Annotated in this window: 12 protein-coding genes; 6 read left to right on the top strand and 6 right to left on the bottom strand. The window is 71.5% G+C overall.

Annotated elements, in window-relative coordinates:
• Together ACFXC1_RS06130 and ACFXC1_RS06135 are read left to right on the top strand one after the other, a co-directional pair.
• The coding region (locus tag ACFXC1_RS06130) for an FAD-binding protein (protein ID WP_381239509.1) at positions 1–1,369 on the top strand (1,369 nt) is incomplete at its 5' end.
• 74 nt (positions 1,370–1,443) lie between these two features.
• Positions 1,444–2,190 (top strand): SDR family oxidoreductase, encoded by a 747-nt coding sequence (locus ACFXC1_RS06135; RefSeq protein WP_381239512.1) that lies wholly within the window; start codon positions 1,444–1,446, stop codon positions 2,188–2,190.
• A gap of 78 nt (positions 2,191–2,268) precedes the next feature.
• Here ACFXC1_RS06135 and qcrB read toward each other — a convergent pair whose 3' ends face one another.
• Entirely contained in the window at positions 2,269–3,858 is a 1,590-nt protein-coding gene (gene qcrB, locus ACFXC1_RS06140; protein ID WP_381239515.1) for a cytochrome bc1 complex cytochrome b subunit, read from the bottom strand.
• Between the two features lie 182 nt (positions 3,859–4,040).
• Here qcrB and ACFXC1_RS06145 point away from each other — a divergent pair, with 182 nt between their 5' ends.
• Entirely contained in the window at positions 4,041–4,919 is an 879-nt protein-coding gene (locus ACFXC1_RS06145) for a sigma-70 family RNA polymerase sigma factor family protein (RefSeq protein ID WP_381239518.1), read from the top strand.
• Here ACFXC1_RS06145 and ACFXC1_RS06150 read toward each other — a convergent pair.
• From ACFXC1_RS06150 to ACFXC1_RS06160, 3 genes are all read right to left on the bottom strand, one after another.
• The gene (locus ACFXC1_RS06150) at positions 4,846–5,796 is read right to left on the bottom strand and encodes an RNA polymerase sigma-70 factor (protein WP_381239521.1); all 951 of its coding nucleotides are present in this window, start codon (positions 5,794–5,796) and stop codon (positions 4,846–4,848) included. The genes ACFXC1_RS06145 and ACFXC1_RS06150 overlap by 74 nt on opposite strands.
• 92 nt (positions 5,797–5,888) lie before the next feature.
• Entirely contained in the window at positions 5,889–6,230 is a 342-nt protein-coding gene (locus ACFXC1_RS06155) for a hypothetical protein (RefSeq protein WP_381239524.1), read from the bottom strand.
• Between the two features lie 35 nt (positions 6,231–6,265).
• Complete coding sequence (locus ACFXC1_RS06160) at positions 6,266–7,621, bottom strand: NAD(P)/FAD-dependent oxidoreductase (RefSeq protein ID WP_381239525.1); 1,356 nt, start codon at positions 7,619–7,621, stop codon at positions 6,266–6,268.
• A 147-nt stretch (positions 7,622–7,768) separates the two neighbouring features.
• Here ACFXC1_RS06160 and ACFXC1_RS06165 point away from each other — a divergent pair, with 147 nt between their 5' ends.
• The 3 genes from ACFXC1_RS06165 to ACFXC1_RS06175 all read left to right on the top strand — a co-directional run bounded on the left by ACFXC1_RS06165 (position 7,769) and on the right by ACFXC1_RS06175 (position 9,841).
• Positions 7,769–7,930 (top strand): hypothetical protein, encoded by a 162-nt coding sequence (locus tag ACFXC1_RS06165; RefSeq protein WP_026178601.1) that lies wholly within the window; start codon positions 7,769–7,771, stop codon positions 7,928–7,930.
• 148 nt (positions 7,931–8,078) lie between these two features.
• Positions 8,079–8,759 (top strand): ABC transporter ATP-binding protein, encoded by a 681-nt coding sequence (locus ACFXC1_RS06170; RefSeq protein WP_381239528.1) that lies wholly within the window; start codon positions 8,079–8,081, stop codon positions 8,757–8,759.
• A gap of 131 nt (positions 8,760–8,890) precedes the next feature.
• Entirely contained in the window at positions 8,891–9,841 is a 951-nt protein-coding gene (locus tag ACFXC1_RS06175; protein WP_381241100.1) for an ABC transporter ATP-binding protein, read from the top strand.
• 7 nt (positions 9,842–9,848) lie between these two features.
• On the opposite strand, the gene ACFXC1_RS06180 is transcribed toward ACFXC1_RS06175, so the two are convergent.
• Complete coding sequence (locus tag ACFXC1_RS06180; protein WP_381239530.1) at positions 9,849–12,659, bottom strand: hypothetical protein; 2,811 nt, start codon at positions 12,657–12,659, stop codon at positions 9,849–9,851.
• The gene (locus tag ACFXC1_RS06185; protein ID WP_381239533.1) at positions 12,656–15,928 is read right to left on the bottom strand and encodes an FtsX-like permease family protein; all 3,273 of its coding nucleotides are present in this window, start codon (positions 15,926–15,928) and stop codon (positions 12,656–12,658) included. The genes ACFXC1_RS06180 and ACFXC1_RS06185 overlap by 4 nt, the downstream gene beginning before the upstream one ends.
• Positions 15,929–15,965 lie beyond the last annotated feature (37 nt).

Raw genomic sequence — 15,965 nt, forward strand, 5'->3', positions numbered from 1 at the left:
CTTCGGCGCGCACAAGTTCCGCAGGACCGCCTTCGCCGGCGACTACACCGGCCTGGAGATCCAGCGCACCCTCGTCCGGCGCGCCGAGCAACTGGACATCCCGGTGCTGGAGGGCGTGTACATCACCCGGCTGCTGGTCCACGAAGGCGCCGTGTTCGGCGCGTACGGCTTCGACCTCACCAGCGGCCGGCGCTACGTCATCCACGCCGACGCGGTGATCCTGGCCGCCGGCGGCCACACCCGTATCTGGCGGCGCACCTCCTCGCGGCGCGACGAGAACACGGGGGACTCCCTCCGGCTCGCCGTGGAGGCCGGGGCCAGGCTGCGCGACGCCGAACTGGTGCAGTTCCACCCCTCCGGCATCATCGAACCGGAGAGCGCCGCCGGCACCCTGGTCAGCGAGGCCGCCCGCGGTGAGGGCGGCATCCTGCGCAACGCGCTCGGGGAACGCTTCATGGCCCGCTACGACCCCGAGCGCATGGAGCTCTCCACCCGCGACCGCGTGGCCCTGGCCGCGTACACGGAGATCAAGGAAGGGCGTGGCACACCCGACGGCGGCGTCTGGCTCGACGTCTCGCACCTGCGCCGGCAGACGATCATGACGCGGTTGCCCCGCGTCTACCAGACCCTGCTGGACCTGCAGATGCTGGACATCACCCGCGATCCGATCGAGATCGCGCCCACCGCGCACTACTCGATGGGCGGGGTGTGGGTGCGCCCCGAGGACCACAGCACCGACGTACGCGGCCTGTACGCCATCGGCGAGGCGTCCAGCGGGCTGCACGGAGCCAACCGGCTCGGCGGCAACAGTCTCATCGAACTGCTGGTGTTCGGCCGCCTCACCGGCCGGGCCGCCGCGGCGTACTCGCAGTCCCTGACCGCCCAGCCGCGGTCGGCGTCGGCCGTCGCGGAGGCCCGCGCCGAGATCGACGGACTCCTCGCCGCCGACGGGCCCGAGAACGTGCGGGCCCTGCAACGCGCCATCCGCGACACCATGACCGAGCACGCAGGTGTCGTACGTGACGAGGAGGGCCTGCGTGCCGGACTGGCGGAACTCGCGGTGATCGAGAAGCGCATGGAGGCCGTCGGTATCCACCCGGACATCGCGGGCTTTCAGGATCTGGCGCACGCCTTCGATCTCAAGTCGGCCGCGCTCGCGGCCCGGGCCACCCTCGAATCCGCGCTGGAGCGGCGCGAGACGCGTGGCTGCCACAACCGCAGCGATTATCCCGAGTTGGATTCCGCGCCGCGGGTGAATCTCGTGTGGTCCCCGACGACGGGCGTCACGCGCGAGGCAATTCCGGCCGTCCCCGACGAGATATCCGCCCTGATGGAGGAAGTCCCGACCGCCGGGAAACTCGTGGAATAGGTCGTGTCACAAACAGCTCCCGTCTCCGGTCTCTACTGATGCAGGCATCAGACAAACCCGAAAGGAATTCCGTCATGAAGGTCGTAGTGATCGGTGGCACCGGGCTCATCGGTTCGAAGGTGGTCGCCGGGCTCGGCGAGCACGGGCACGAGGTGGTCGCGGCGGCACCCAGCACCGGCGTCAACACCCTGACGGGCGAGGGACTCGAAAAGGTACTGAAGGGCGCGGCCGTGGTGGTCGACGTGTCCAACTCGCCCTCGTTCGAGGACCAGGCGGTCATGGACTTCTTCCGCGCCTCGACGACGAACCTGCTGAAGGCGGAGACCGAGGCGGGCGTCGCGCATCACGTGGCGCTGTCCGTCGTCGGCACCGAACGACTCCAGGGGAGCGGGTACTTCCGCGCCAAGCAGGTCCAGGAAGACCTCATCAAGGCGTCCGGCAACCCCTACTCGATCGTCCACGCCACCCAGTTCTTCGAGTTCGCGAAGGGACTCGCCGACGGGGTCACCGAGGGCGACACCGTGCACCTGCCCGACGCGAAGATCCAGCCCATCGTCTCCGACGACGTGGCCGAGGCCGTCGCCCGCACCGCGGTCGGGGACCCGGTGGGCGGCGTGGTGGAGGTCGCCGGCCCCGAGGCGTTCCAGCTGGAGGAGTTCATCCGCATGGGACTCTCGGCCCAGGACGACCCCCGCAAGATCGTCACAGACCCGCAGGCGACCTACTGGGGCGCCGAGTTGGAGGAGAACACGCTCCTGCCGGGGCCTGACGCACACATCGCCGGGACGCGGTTCGCCGACTGGCTGACGCGGCAGAAGTAGAGTCCGTTCGTTCCGGGTGGCCCTTTCCTCCGAAAGGGCCCCCCGGGACTTTTTTTGCGGAGCGCGCCGTAGCGCTGCTCACCGAAGGCGGACCTCTTTGGCCGGCGGGTTCTGGTCCTTGTATTCCTGTGCCGTCGGTTTGGTGACCTGTGCGCCCTCGCCATAGAGGCTCCAACTGAGCCGGGCGCGCAGGATCCGGGCGAGGCGAAGGACGGCCCTCGGGTTCGCGGCGCCGGGATCGAGCGGACGGTACTGGTCGTGCTGGGTGAGAAGGTGGAGTTGCTCCTGGCCGAGCGGCTCGTGCACCTCGACGAATTCTCCGTCGGGCAGACGTTTGACGATGCCGGTCTCGCGGCCGTGCAGTACTTTGTCGCGGTCGCCGCGCTGAAGTCCGAGCGCCCATCGCTTCGTTACCGAATGGGCCGCGACGGGCACGACGAAGAGGCCGATGCGGACAGCCCAGGTCACCGACTCGACCGTGACATGCAGACGGACGGCGATGACGTCGTTCCCCGCGCCGATCAGCGCCACCGCGTAGAAACTCAGCCAGGCGACACCAAGTGCCGTTCGTACGGGGCGATTACGTGGTCGGTCCAGCAGATTCTGGTCGCGCGTGTCCCGGGTCACCCAGGACTCGATGAACGGATATACCCCCAGGGCGAGGAAGAAACCGACACCCGCGGTCAGCGGAATCAGGTTGTCGAGCGCGAGGGTGTGGCCCCAGGAATTGATCTCCCAGCCCGGCATCACCCGCAGCAGTCCGTCCGCCACACCCATGTACCAGTCGGGCTGCGATCCGGCCGAAACCTGGTCGGCTCGGTAAGGGCCGTACTGCCAGACGGGGTTGATCTGCGCGACCGCGGCGATCACGAAGACCGTGCCGGTCACCAGCAGGAAGTATCCGGCCGACTTGACGGCGCGCACCTTGCCCGGCACGCCCACGACATTGCTGTTGGTGCGTCCACGGCCCGGGTACTGGGTGTGCCCGTGGTAGAGCACCAGGGCCAGATGGGCGGTCAGGAGTCCCACCATGAGGGCGGGGATGATCAGTACGTGGACGGTGTTGAAGCGGGCCACGAGTTCGTGGCCGGGGAACTCGCCCCCGAAGAGGAACATCGACAGATATGTTCCGACGACCGGAATGGAAAGGATCGTTCCGTTCACGACGGCGAGGCCGGTCCCGGACAGCAGATCGTCCGGCAGGTCGTAACCCGTCAGTCCCGCGAACATGGCGAGGACCAACAGCAGGAATCCGAACACCCAGTTGACCTCGCGCGGTTTGCGGAAGGCGCCCGTGAAGAACACCCGCATCATATGGGCGAGCAGGGAGGCGACGAAGATCAGCGCCGCCCAGTGGTGGGCCTGCCGGATCAGCAGACCGCCGCGGACGTCGAAGGAGATGTGCAGGGTCGAGGCGAACGCCTCCGACATCATCCGACCGCGCAGCGGTGCGTAACTGCCGTTGTACTGCACCTCGTTCATCGACGGATGGAAGTAGAAGGTCAGATACACGCCCGTGACGACGAGAATGACGAAGCTGTAGAGACAGATCTCTCCCAGCAGGAATGACCAGTGGTCCGGAAAAACCCGTCGCGCTTTCTCCCCGACCAGGCGGCGGACGCCCAGACGTCCGTCGGCCCAGTCGGCGATCCTTTCACCTTTGCTCATGTTTCCTCGTTCGGCAGTCAAAGAAAAAATGCGGTGCTGCCCTTTAAGACCGTGCAGCCGCCGAATGTGTGACATGTGATCACGGCGGGCCGTGTCACAAGATCCGGGAGTTCCCGGTCTCAAGGGGTGAGCCCATGCCCCTGCCGTGTGCGGGGCCGTGCGAGCGAGAGGGCGGGTGCGCCATGGACCAGGGTGATGCGGTGCCGATCGCCGAGCTGTGGGAGGAGCGCCGGTACCTGCTCGATGTCGCCCACTGGATGCTGGGCGACCCGGGTGCGGCGGAAGCCGTCGTCGACGAGGCCTATGAGCGGTGGTACGGGCTGTCCGGCGCGGCACGCCGACAGGTCGCCGTACCCCGGTCCTGGCTGGCGAAGACCGTCGGCGGAATCTGCCTGGGCCGACTCGCACTGCCCGGCCGGGACGTGGCCGGCCACGAGGCGGGGGACGGAGGGTCCTGGGAGGCGGAGGAGGAGGCCGGCCGGGCCGTGCTGACCGCTCTGGAGTCACTGTCGACGGCCGAGCGCGCCGCGTTCGTGTTCCGCGCCTTCGGCATGGCACTCGGCACAGCCGGCGAAATCGTGGGCCGCCCGGAGCCAGAACGTGCCGAACTCGCCGCACGGGCCAGGCAGTTGGTGCAGTCGCAGGGCACCCGCTCCACCGCACCGCACCAGCACGACACCGTCGTCCACGCCGTGCACCGGGCGTGCCTCACGGAAGACGGCGAACTGCTCACATCATTGCTGTGCCCGGACGTCACGGCGGTCTTCGACGGCGGCGGGAAGATACGCGCGCTGACCGGACCGCTCCACGGCAGCCGGCCGGTCGCCGACAACCTGCTGACCCTCCTGGCCCGCCGCCCGCACACCACCCTGGGCACCCACTCCGTCAACGGCCGGACCGGCCTCGTCGCCCGCTATGGCCGTCAGGTCACCGCCGTCATCAGCCTCGACGTCGCGCACGGCCGGGTCGCCCAGTTCTGGGTCATGCTCAACCCCGACAAACTGCGGCACTGGAACCGGCCGCCCAGCGACGGCCGTACCCGCCCGGACGCGGGCCCGTGACAGCGGCGAGCTTGTCCGGAGCGAACACCCACAGCAGCTGATGAATACCGTCCTTCGCGGCCGCCGCGGTCAGGAAGGCGAGGGGCCGGCCGTCCCGGCGGACCACCACACCCGTGGAACCGTTGGCATCGACGAACTCGGGCTCCGCCTCCCGCCAGAACCGCCTGTGGACACAGAGCCTGGCCACCCGCGCGCGGCCCAGCACAGGCACCCGGGCACAGCCCCGTGTGCCGTTGCCGTCCGAGAGGCTGACGACATCGGGCGCGAGCAGGGCCTCCAGTGACGCCACGTCTCCACTCCGGGCCGCCGCGACGAAGGCGCTCAACAGCCGCCGGTGTTCGGCCGCGTCCACGCTCTCCCGCCGCTCGGCCAGCAGATGACGGCGGGCACGGCTGACGATCTTCCGCACATTGGCGACGCTGAGTTCGAGCATGCGGGCGATCTCGGCGTAGGCGTAGTCGAACGCCTCGCGCAGTACATAGGCGGCGCGCTCGACGGGAGTCAGTCTCTCCAGCACCAGCAGCAACGCCAGCTCCACCGCCTCCGCGCGCTCGGCGCCGATCTCGGGGTCCGCGCTCGTGTCGACGGGTTCCGGCAGCCACGGTCCGATGTACGTCTCCCGGCGCACGCGCGCCGACTGGGCGACGTTGATGGCCAGACGGGTCGTGGCGGTCGAGAGGAAGGCCACGGGACTGACCACCGCCGAGCGGTCGGCCTTCTGCCAGCGCAGCCACACCTCCTGGACCACGTCCTCGGCCTCGACCGCGCTGCCGAGTATCCGGTAGGCGATCCCGAAGAGCCGTCCGCGGTGGCGCACGAAGAGGGCGACGGCCTCGTCGAGATCGTCGGTCCGGGTGGGGGACGTTTCGACATGCATGATCTAGTGACCTCCGTTGCTCCGCTCCATCCGCTGCATAGACCGGGGCCGACGAACGCCTGTGACAGAACCGGACCGTGTTTTTACGGACGTCAGCGCGACGAGCCGAGGACCACCACGACGCAGGCGCTCATCGCCAGGGTGACCAGGACCATGGCGACGAGCGTTCCCCGCAGCCACTGCCGGACCCGTGCCCGGTGCCGCGCTTCCATGGCGGTGACCTGTTCGGCGATGTGGTCGGTCACCATGCGGGCGACGTGCCGCTGCTCGTCGACGTACCACTTCCCGATGTCCCGCTGCTGCTCGGGAGTGAGCCCCTCCACCCGCGAGGTGAGGTCCGCCACGCGGCGGTGCACCGCTCCCATATGGGCCTCCCGGTACAGGAAGCCCTCGATGTCGCTCAGGCCGCGAGCGGCCTCGTCACGTGCGGTCATGGCGTACCCCCGGTGGAAACGAGAACCCCGCGCGGTCATGCCGTGCTCCCCTCCTTCGTGCGGTCGACACCCTCTCCCTGTGTATGCCCACTCGCGACGAAGGCGTCCCGGGGATGCTGCACGGACGCCAGGGACACGAGGTCCCGGCCCGTCAGCGCCGCGGTGAGCCAGACCGCCAGGACACGGATCTTCCGCTCCCAACTGGGCACCGCCAGCACGTGATAGCCCCGGTGCATCAACCATGCCGGGAATCCCTTGATGACGATGCCCTTGTACTGGAAGATTCCCCGCCCCAGCCCCAGTGTCGCCACCACGCCGAGGCTGCTGTGGCGGTAGTTGCGGACGTGCTTCCCGCGCAGGTCGGCCACGAGGTTCCGGGCGAGGAGCCTGCCCTGCCGTACGGCGTGCTGGGCGTTCGGCACCGTGCGCGCCCCCGGCACCGGCGAGGCCAGGTCGGGAACGGCCGCGTCGTCGCCGGCCGCCCACACGTCGGGCACCGGTGCGCCGTCCGTGCCCACGCGCAGATCGGCGCGGACCAGCAGCAGGCCCCGCTCGTCGACCGGCAGGTCCGTGTGGTTGTGCACGACCGGGTTCGAGGCGTTGCCCGCGGTCCAGACGATCAGCGCGGAGTCGTACGACTGCCCGTCGGAGAGGACGACATGGCCGCCCTCGGCGGACAGCAGCTGGGTGTCCAGGTGGACATGCGCGCCCCGGCGTTCCAGATCGCGCACCACCCAGGCACCGGGACTGTCGCTCACCTCGGGCAGGATGCGGTCCCGGGCCTCGACCAGGTGGAAGGACAGGTCGTCGGCGGTCAGCTCCGGATACGACCTGAGCATCGCGGTCGCCAGCGAGAGCAGTTCGCCGAAGCCCTCGACGCCGGAGAACCCGCCGCCCACGAACGTGACGGTGAGCAGCTTCCGCCGCTCGGGGCCGGGCGGCAGCGACGCGGCCCGGTCGAACGCGGTCATCAGCCGGTCACGGACCGCCACGGCCTCCTCGACGTGCTTGAGGCCGATGGCCTGCTGCGCGAGTCCGGGGATCGGAAAGGTACGCGTCACGGCGCCTGCGGTGACCACGAGGACGTCGTAGCGCAGCTCGTAGGCGGCGCCGCGCACCGGGCGGACGGTCACCGTGCGGTCCGCCGCGCGGATCCCGGTCACGGTCCCCGCGATCAGCCGGGTGCCGCGCAGATGCCGCCGCAGTGAGACAACGGCGTGCCGCGCCTCCACCGAACCGGCCGCCACCTCGGGCAGGAAGGGCTGATAGGTCATGTACGGGCGCGGGTCGACGACCGTGACCCGCGCCTCGCCCCGACGCAGCTTCTTCTCCAGGCCCCATGCGGTGTAGAAGCCCGCGTAGCCGCCGCCGACGATCAGAATCTCTCGCATGATTCCCTCTGCTTCGTTGTCCGTCACTGCGTAGACCGTGCGGGCGGCCCGGATGTGACATGCGAGGCCGGCACGGACACTGTCCGGGGAATCCGTGGGCGTGAACGAGGAATGGGCGGGCAGACGGAGGATCGGAGGTTGAAAACTATGATTCCGCTGCTTCTTGTTCTTCTGCTGGCCCTGATTCTCTTCGGTGCGGGATTCGCGCTGAAGATTCTCTGGTGGGTCGCGATCATCGTGCTGGTGCTGTGGCTCGTCGGCTTTGTGGCCCGTCCGAAGGGCGGGAGCGGCCGGTGGTATCGCTGGTAGTACTGCTTTTCGGCACGTGGAAGTAATTCCCGTCCTACCGACGTGGAAAAGGGGACCGGCGGCAATGCCGCCGGTCCCCTTCCGCGCGACATCGACTGTCGGGTCCGGCGTACCCTACGGTGCGGATGCCGGCGGGGTGGGGGGAAACATGGGCGACATGGTGGTGGTCGAGGACCTGCGGCGGACCTACGGCAGCGGTGACACCGCCGTGCACGCCCTGCGCGGTGTCTCCTTCGGCGTGCCGCGTGGTGAACTCGTCGCTCTCAGAGGCCGATCCGGCTCCGGCAAGACCACTGTGCTCAACCTGGTGGGCGGTCTCGACACTCCCGACGGCGGCCGCATAACCCTGGACGGCACCGACTTGGCAGGCCTCGGCGAGGACGACCTGCTGGCGCTGCGCCGGGATCGTATCGGCTTCGTCTTCCAGTCCTTCGGGCTCATCCCGATTCTGACCGCGGCCGAGAACGTCGGAGTCCCGCTGCGGCTGCGGAAGGTCCCGGCCCGAGAGCGCGAGGCCCGCGTCGCCCTGCTGCTCTCCCTCGTCGGGCTCTCCGGCCACGCCGACCAGCGTCCCGGCGAACTGTCCGGCGGCCAGCAGCAGCGCGTCGCGATCGCCCGCGCGCTCGCCAACAACCCGGCGCTGATCATCGCCGACGAACCCACCGGCCAACTCGACGCGGACACCGGTCTCACCGTGATGGACCTACTGCGCGCCGTCGTCCGCAGCGAGTCCGTCACCGCGCTCGTCGCCACTCACGACACCCAACTCCTCGCGCTGGCCGACCGCGTACTCGAACTCCGCGACGGCCGCATCGTCGAGGACGCCTGACCGCACCCGTCGCCGTGCACTCCGTACACCGTTCCGCATTAGCCTGACCGCTGTCCCACCGCTTCAGTGCCAGACCTCAACTCCCGGGAGACCGCGTGGCAGTTCATCAACAGCCGACCGGGGCACCGGACTTGGACGAGCTGCGGCGACGGGCCACCGCGGCCGCCGCCCCGCGACGCGAGGAGGGTCTGGTCGTCTGCGAGAACCTGGTGCGGATCTACCAGACCGAGGGCGTGGAGGTGCAGGCCCTCCAAGGGCTCGATCTGGCCGTCGCCGAGGGCGAGATGATCGCGGTGATCGGTGCCTCCGGCTCCGGCAAGTCCACCCTGCTGGGCATCCTCTCCGGCCAGGACGTGCCGACCGCGGGCGCCGCCGAGGTCGCCGGACACGACTTGCTGGCGATGAAGCGCCGCGACCGGCTCAACTACCGCCGTACGACTGTGGGTTTCGTCTGGCAGCAGACCTCCCGCAATCTGCTGCCCTATCTCTCGGCGGCCGAGAACGTGATGCTTCCGATGACGTACACCGGGGTCAAACGATCCCAACGGCGCGCCCGTGCCGAGGAGTTGCTCGATCTGCTCTCCGTCGGCCACTGCCGGGACCGCACCCCCGACACCCTCTCCGGCGGCGAGCAGCAGCGGGTCGCCGTGGCCGTCGCCAACGCCAACGAGCCCCGGGTGCTGTTCGCCGACGAACCCACCGGCGAACTCGACACCGCCACCAGCGACGAGGTCTTCGCCGCACTGCGCCGGGCCAACGAGGATCTGGGCGTGACCGTGATCGTGGTCACCCACGACGCGCTGGTGTCCGAACAGGTCCAGCGCACCGTACTGATCCGCAACGGCCGCACCTCGACCGAGGTACTGCGCCGGGTCGCCACCGGCGAGGACGGCGTCGACGTCCTCACCGCCGAGGAGTACGCGGTCCTGGACGCAAGCGGCCGGCTGCAGTTGCCGGGCGAGTTCACCGACCGCCTCCACATGCGCAAGCGGGTGCGGCTGGCCCTGGAGAGCGACCACATCGGCGTATGGCCGGACGAGGCCGCCCGCCGGGCCAAGTCCGAGGCCGAGGACGCGAGTTAGCGGGCGGTCAGGTGAGGCGCAGTACCGCCCCCAACCGGCGTCTGCGGGCGAGGACCGTCTCGGTGGCCGCCGCCGTCAGGACCAGCGCGGTCACGCCGGCGACGAGGGCGAGGGTCAGTGAGTAGTCGGTCCGCAGCGCGGGCTGGGCAGGGCCGCCGGTGAACTGCCGCAGGTCCAACGTCCCCGCCATGAGCCGTGGTTCGAGCAGCCCGAGCAGGGTGCCTCCCGCCGCCGAGGCCACCGCCAGCGGCAGCAGTTGCAGGAAGTGCAGTGCCCCGGCTTCCCTGCCGCCGAGTCCGAGTGTGCGCAGGAACGAGGTGGTACGGCTGCGCTCGTCGGAGGTGAGGGTGAGCTCCAGGGCGAGCGCGAGCAGGCCCGTCAGCGCGGCGAGGAGCGAGGTGACGGTGTAGATCGTGCCGAGCCCTCGCGTCAGGCCGTCCGCGCGCAGGGTGTCCAGCGTCTCGGAGCGGACGCGGATCCGGGCCAGTGGGCCGAGCGCCATGGCCGCCGCCGACCGCAGTGCCACAGGCCTGGCGGTGGCGGGAGTGTCGCCCTTGAGGAGCAACACGGTGCTTCCCGAGGGCTGTTGGGGCAGCAGACGGTCGGCGTCGGCGGTGGTGATCAGCAGGGGCGTCCCGGCGGGCAGCAGTGCCGTGACCGGCCCGAGGAGCGGGTCGTCGAGTTGCGCGTGGGTGAGGGTGCCGACCGGCTTGAGGGTCAGGTCCACCGGAGGCCGGCCCGGGGTCACCACGGTGGTGGTGAAGCCGCCGGTGCGCTCCCTCGCGCGGAGACCGGGGGAGAGGAAGGACGGCAGTGGGGCGCCCGCGTCGGCCGTGAGTCCGGACAGCAGGGCTTTTGCCAGCGGTGACTTCGGGGCGACGGCGGCCAGTTGGCGGGGATCCACGGTGACCACGGCGACCTGGGGGATCGCCGCGCCGTCCGCCTGTCCCGCCAGGTCGAGGATGCGCAGCCGCTGGACGGCGGTCCGTGTGCCGGTCGTGGCGGCCCCGGCGGGGGTTACGGTCCCGGACACGGTCGCGCTCGCGTCGGCGCCGGTGGTCCAGGCCGCTCCTGTGATCAGACCGTCGTCGATCGTCCGGTGCACCAGGCCGCCGAACACGGCCGTCCCCAGGGTCAGCACCAGGACGAACAGGGCCAGCCCGGTCGCCGGGGCGTCATGGGCGGCCCGGGCCGCGCCGACGAAGCCCACCGTTCCCCGGCCGCGCCGGGCCTGCCGCAGCACCAGGCGCAGGACGAGCGGACAGATCCGCAGCAGGAGCAGTACGACGGCCAGCGCCACCAGCACCGGCACCGCGCCCAGAATCCCGTCGGGGCCCTGCGAGCGCAGCGCGACCACCCCGGCCGCCGTCGTGAGCAGCACCGTCAGCTCAAGGACCAGGCGTCGGCCGACGACGGCCTTCCGGCGCGAGCGCCGCAGCCGGCCGGGTCTGCGCGGCTCGCGGACCGCGAGCCAGGTCATCAGCGGCACCGTCAGCGCCACCACGGCGGTGGCACAGGCGGCGGGCACCGGTTGCGGCAATCCGGAGGTGCCGGTGGGCGCGAGCGCCCGTCCGGCCGCCCAGCCGAGCAGGGCGGCGGTCAGCACCACCGGCCAGGCCACGGCAGAGCGCAGCACCACAAGCCGCGCGGTGGACGCGCCCCGCGCCCGCTGCAACCGCAGGTGTGCCTGCCGCCGGCGCAACAGCAGTCGTACCGCTACGGCCGCGGTGGCCAGCGCGACGGCGGCCAGCGCGTCGACGGCGAACGTCGAGAGGGATCGGGCCTGTTGGTCCTGTGCGGTGAACGCGGCGAGCATCGGCGTCAGGAAGTCGGTCAGCAGCAGGGGGCCGGTGGTCTGGCCGTCGATCCGGCAGGCGATGTCGTCGGTGATCGGGTCGACTCCCTGGCACAGGGCGGCGCTCAGGTCCGCGCTGTAGTGGGACAGCGGTCCGGTCAGGGCGCGGGCCCGGTCGAGCGCCGCCCCGGAAAGGTCGGCGCGCAACTGCCAGGTCACGCGCGGACCGCCCACTCCGGCGCCGGCCAGCAGGTCGGCGGCGTCGAGGCCGACGAGACCGCGGACGGCGAGCACAGTGCCCGCTGAGCGCTCCTGAGGGTGGCGCGACGGCTGGTCCAGGGTCTCCCGGCCGGTCCAGAAACCGTCGGTCGCGGCCGTGGTGCGATAGACCCCGCTCACCACCAACTGCGCCTGGGGCGGGGCGTTCTGCGCCCCGGGCGTCTTGGCGAACCCAAGTGTCAGCCGGCTGCCGACCCGGACACCCAGCGTCCGCGCGATGGTCTGTGACAACCCGATCTGGGGCGCGGTGGCCAGCGGTGTGCGGTCGGCCGGCGCGTGGCCGTTGACGTAGCGCAGATGGGCCCGTGCGGACGGCAGATAGCTGACCGTCAGTTGGGTGCTGGTGTTCGCCGGTTCCGGCGGTCGCGGGGCGAGCAGGGACGCCTGGTCGTAGTCGTAGCTGCCGCCGTCGGTCAAGGACACGTGCCGCGCGGCTCCGCCGCCGAGCTGCCCGGTGAGGGTGCGGCCCGCGCCGAGCAGGGTGGCCATGTCCACGGCGGGCGGCTGGGTGTTGAAGACCTCCGGAGTGGTGCTCAGGCTGATCAGGGGCGCCTGGGACTGCGCCGCGTCGACCCGCTGCCGTAGCGCCCGGTCCTCCTGGCCGCCCGCGAAGGCCGGGGCCCAGGCGCACAGTGCCGTCAGGGCAAGGACCAGCGCGGCGAGGCAGGCCAGCAGGGGCAGGTCGCCCCGGGTCTCCTTGCGGATCAGGCGGCGCGTCACTCCCTCCGTGCGGTTACGGCTCAACGGTCTTCCCCCGCTCGCAGCACACGTACCAGGTCCACCCGGGACAGCAGTCGGGCCAGTGCCAGGACCACCGCGCTGATGGCGAGCGCGGTCGCCAGCGCGGTGAGTGCCACGGTCCCCCAGGGGATGATCTGCGGGAGCGGCGGATAGGGGGCCTGCCCGCTGTCGTCCACGGTGACGAGCGGCAGTACCGCCGCTGCCAGGGCCATGCCCATCAACGCACCCGGGACCACCGCGAACAGCGCCAGACTCAGCTGCTCTGCGCCCAGCAGCGCGGACAGGCTCTTGGCGCGGACGCCGATCGCGCGCAGCAGGGCGAACTCCTTGCGCCGCTGCCGGGTGGAGACCACGGCGTGCACGGTGAAGGCGATGACCGCGAAACCGGGGGCCAGATAGCGGACCAGTTCCAGCGTCCGGCGCAGCCCCTCGCGGAACGGGTCGGCCTGGAGGGACGCGGCGGTGCGCGCCGTGGTGGTGACCCGGCCCAGCGCGGGCTGCGCCTCCACGGCGGCGGCCGTACGCGCGCTGTCGGTGCTGCCGAGCCACCAGAACGCGGGATCCTCCTGGTCCACGCCGGCCTGTGTCATCGCGGTGGCGAGTTGCCGTTGATCGGCGATCAGATGCCCCTGCCCGCGGCCGAGTCCGGGCAGCGAGTCGGCCTTGCCCACGATCCGGGCGGTGACCCGGCCCTCGCCCAGGTCCAGTGTGGTCGTGCCGCCCACGCTCAGCCGCGCCTCGCGCAGCGCCGTGGCGTCGGCGCGTACCGGAAGCGGTGCCGGACCGCCCGCGGGACCCGCCACCAGCCGCACCTGGCTGCCGGGCAGGGTGTCGTAGTCGCTGTCGGACAGACCGCCGAAGGCGTCCGAGGTAGCCCGGGAGGGCCGCATGCCGGTGCTGATGGCGGCCCGGAGCACCTCGGAACCGCTGGCGGCGATCGAGCACACCCCGGGCGTGCCGGGTTCGTAGCTGTCGGTCAACCGGCCTTTGCAGGCGCCCTCGGTGGAGTCGGCGGCGTGGTCCGTGCCGTCGGCCCAGACCTGCTCGCCGGGGAGCCGGGTGACCCAGCTGTCCGTGGTGTCGCGCGCGCCGACCCGGATCAGCTCCAGGTCCAGGCGCGCGGGAGGTGTGTTCGGCTGTGGCAGGACGTTGACGGCGGTCACCGTCAGCGGATACGCCCGTGGGTGACCGCCGCTCAGCGCTGCGCCGAGGGGGATCGCGACCGTATGTCTGGTTCCGTCGGCGGTGGGCAGCCGGGTGGTCACGACGCTGATGAGGCCGGCCGCGTCCTGCACGGTCAGCTCCAGGCTCGGCGCCACGCGGCTGCCGTCGCCGCGCAGCCGCTCGTCCAGCAGCAGCGCGGTAGGACGCCCGGGGAGCGGGATCCCGGGGACGACCGGTGACGGTGTGCGGGGAGCGGGTCCGCCGACCGTGCCGACCAGGTCCTCGGTGGCGCCGCCGGGCAGGTTCGCCGTCGACCGGGTCACCGGGCTCACGCTGGTCACCGCCGGCAGCGCGCGATACGCGGCACCGAGGACTGAGGAGGGGTAGCCGTCGTCCGCCGACGGGGTGATCCGCACGTCCGCGCCGACCGTGAACGCGGCCTGCTCCGAGGCCAGACCGCCCAGACAGGCCAGCGCCGTGGTGGCGAAAGCGCTCACCGACATGGCCAGGCACATCAGCACCACCGGCCCCGCGTTGCGCGCCGCCCGTCGGCCCAACTGCCAACCGGCCAGCGGCAGTACGAGCCCCCGGCCGCGCCGCCCGAACGCGTCCAGCAGCAGCGAGGTCAGCGGCAGCAGCCGCAGCAGGAGGAGCGCGGCGGCACCGGCCACCAGGGTCGGCACGAGGACCAGCACCGGGTCGGCGGAGGCGCTGCCGGTGCCCATGTCGGCGATCAGCGAGTGGTGCCGTCGTAACTCCAGATAGCCCAGGGCCGCGACGGCCAGCAGGGCCAGGTCGGATCCCAGCCGCTGTGCGGCGGCGGCCCGTGTGCCACGGGTCGGCCGCGACCGCGCCGACGGGAGCACGGGCAGCAGGACCGCCGCCGCGTGCACCAGCAGGGTCAGCCCTACGGCCGCCCACGCGTCGGTGCCCCGTCTGCCGGGGTGCAGCAGCCCGGCCAGGAAGGGAGCGGCTACGGCGGCCGGGACACCGGTGAGTGCCCACTCGGCCGCCGCACCGCGCAGCAACCTCGGGGTGCCGGCGCCTCTGGCCTGCTGGAGCGCCAGTTCCTCGCGTCGCCGCACGGTCAGCTCGCGGGCGGCCAGCACCAGGGTGGCCAGGGCGAGCACCGCCAGCAGCACGCTCGGCAGATACAGCGAGGACCGGGCGGCGACCGTCGGCACCGTCAAGTCGTCGATCGCGCCCGGCAGTCCGGAGGCCACCGTCACATCGGCAAGCGACGGCTGGTGTCCGCCGAACACCGAGACGCGGCTCTGGCTGCCGGAGAAGGCGCGCAGCCGGTCGCGCAGCGCGGTGAGGCCGTCCGCGTCGAGCCGGGAGAGGTCGGGCTGCACACTCCAGTGGGCCGTCAGATGCCCGTTGAGGACGGCACTGCCGTTGAGCGCCGACGGGGAGACCACCAGCAGGTCCTGGTCCGCTGTCTCTCCCTCGGCGAGGTCGCCGGCCATCGCGGGCCAGAACCCGACGGCACCGGTCGCGCGGAAGACGCCGGTGATCCGCAGGGTCATGGCCCGGTTGAAGGCGTCCTGCACGCGGAGACTGGAGCCGGGCCCGATGCCCAGGCGCTTCGCCAGCGCGTCCGGCACCGCCGTGTCGACCTGGGCGGTGGACCCGGTGGAGACCCTGACCTCGGGCAGCGCGGTGAACGCGTCGGCCGGGGCGTCGGCGGTACCGGCGGGCCACCGCCCGGCGGTCAACCGCCCGAACCCGCCCCCGTCCTGCACCGCGACCGGGTGCAGCCCGGTGCCTCCGGGGGTGCGCGGTGCGCCCCCGACCCCGTCGACACCCGTCACCGAGACCGGCGAGGTGCCCAGGAGCCCCACATACGTCCGCTGCGGCACCCCGGCGAACACCCGGTCGGCGGCGGCCCGCACATCGCGGTCGGCCGCCGCCATGCCTCCGGCCCGGAAGGACGCGTTGACGTTCACCTGCGCGTCTGGGTCGGCGGCCAGCCGCCGTACGGCACCGGCCTGCACGGAACTGCCCGCCAGCGCCGCGAGGGCGGCCAGCGCCGTCGCGCACAGCAGCACGGTCACCGCGACGGCGGCCAGCACCAGCCCGTGCTGTGCGGCCCGCCTGGCGACCACGGGAAGGCGCCGTCGGGACGGTCGCGGAGTACCGGGG

Source organism: Streptomyces hokutonensis, assembly GCF_042751305.1.
GTDB classification, from domain to species: Bacteria; Actinomycetota; Actinomycetes; order Streptomycetales; family Streptomycetaceae; genus Streptomyces; species Streptomyces hokutonensis_A.

What these genes read in the sequence shown, in the direction of transcription:
- ACFXC1_RS06145 (WP_381239518.1), top strand. Translation starts at nt 4,041, where the DNA reads ATGGACCAGGGTGATGCGGTGCCGATCGCCGAGCTGTGGGAGGAGCGC.
- ACFXC1_RS06155 (WP_381239524.1), bottom strand. Translation starts at nt 6,230, where the DNA reads ATGACCGCACGTGACGAGGCCGCTCGCGGCCTGAGCGACATCGAGGGC.
- qcrB (WP_381239515.1), bottom strand. Translation starts at nt 3,858, where the DNA reads ATGAGCAAAGGTGAAAGGATCGCCGACTGGGCCGACGGACGTCTGGGC.
- ACFXC1_RS06165 (WP_026178601.1), top strand. Translation starts at nt 7,769, where the DNA reads ATGATTCCGCTGCTTCTTGTTCTTCTGCTGGCCCTGATTCTCTTCGGT.
- ACFXC1_RS06135 (WP_381239512.1), top strand. Translation starts at nt 1,444, where the DNA reads ATGAAGGTCGTAGTGATCGGTGGCACCGGGCTCATCGGTTCGAAGGTG.
- ACFXC1_RS06150 (WP_381239521.1), bottom strand. Translation starts at nt 5,796, where the DNA reads ATGCATGTCGAAACGTCCCCCACCCGGACCGACGATCTCGACGAGGCC.
- ACFXC1_RS06170 (WP_381239528.1), top strand. Translation starts at nt 8,079, where the DNA reads ATGGGCGACATGGTGGTGGTCGAGGACCTGCGGCGGACCTACGGCAGC.
- ACFXC1_RS06160 (WP_381239525.1), bottom strand. Translation starts at nt 7,621, where the DNA reads ATGCGAGAGATTCTGATCGTCGGCGGCGGCTACGCGGGCTTCTACACC.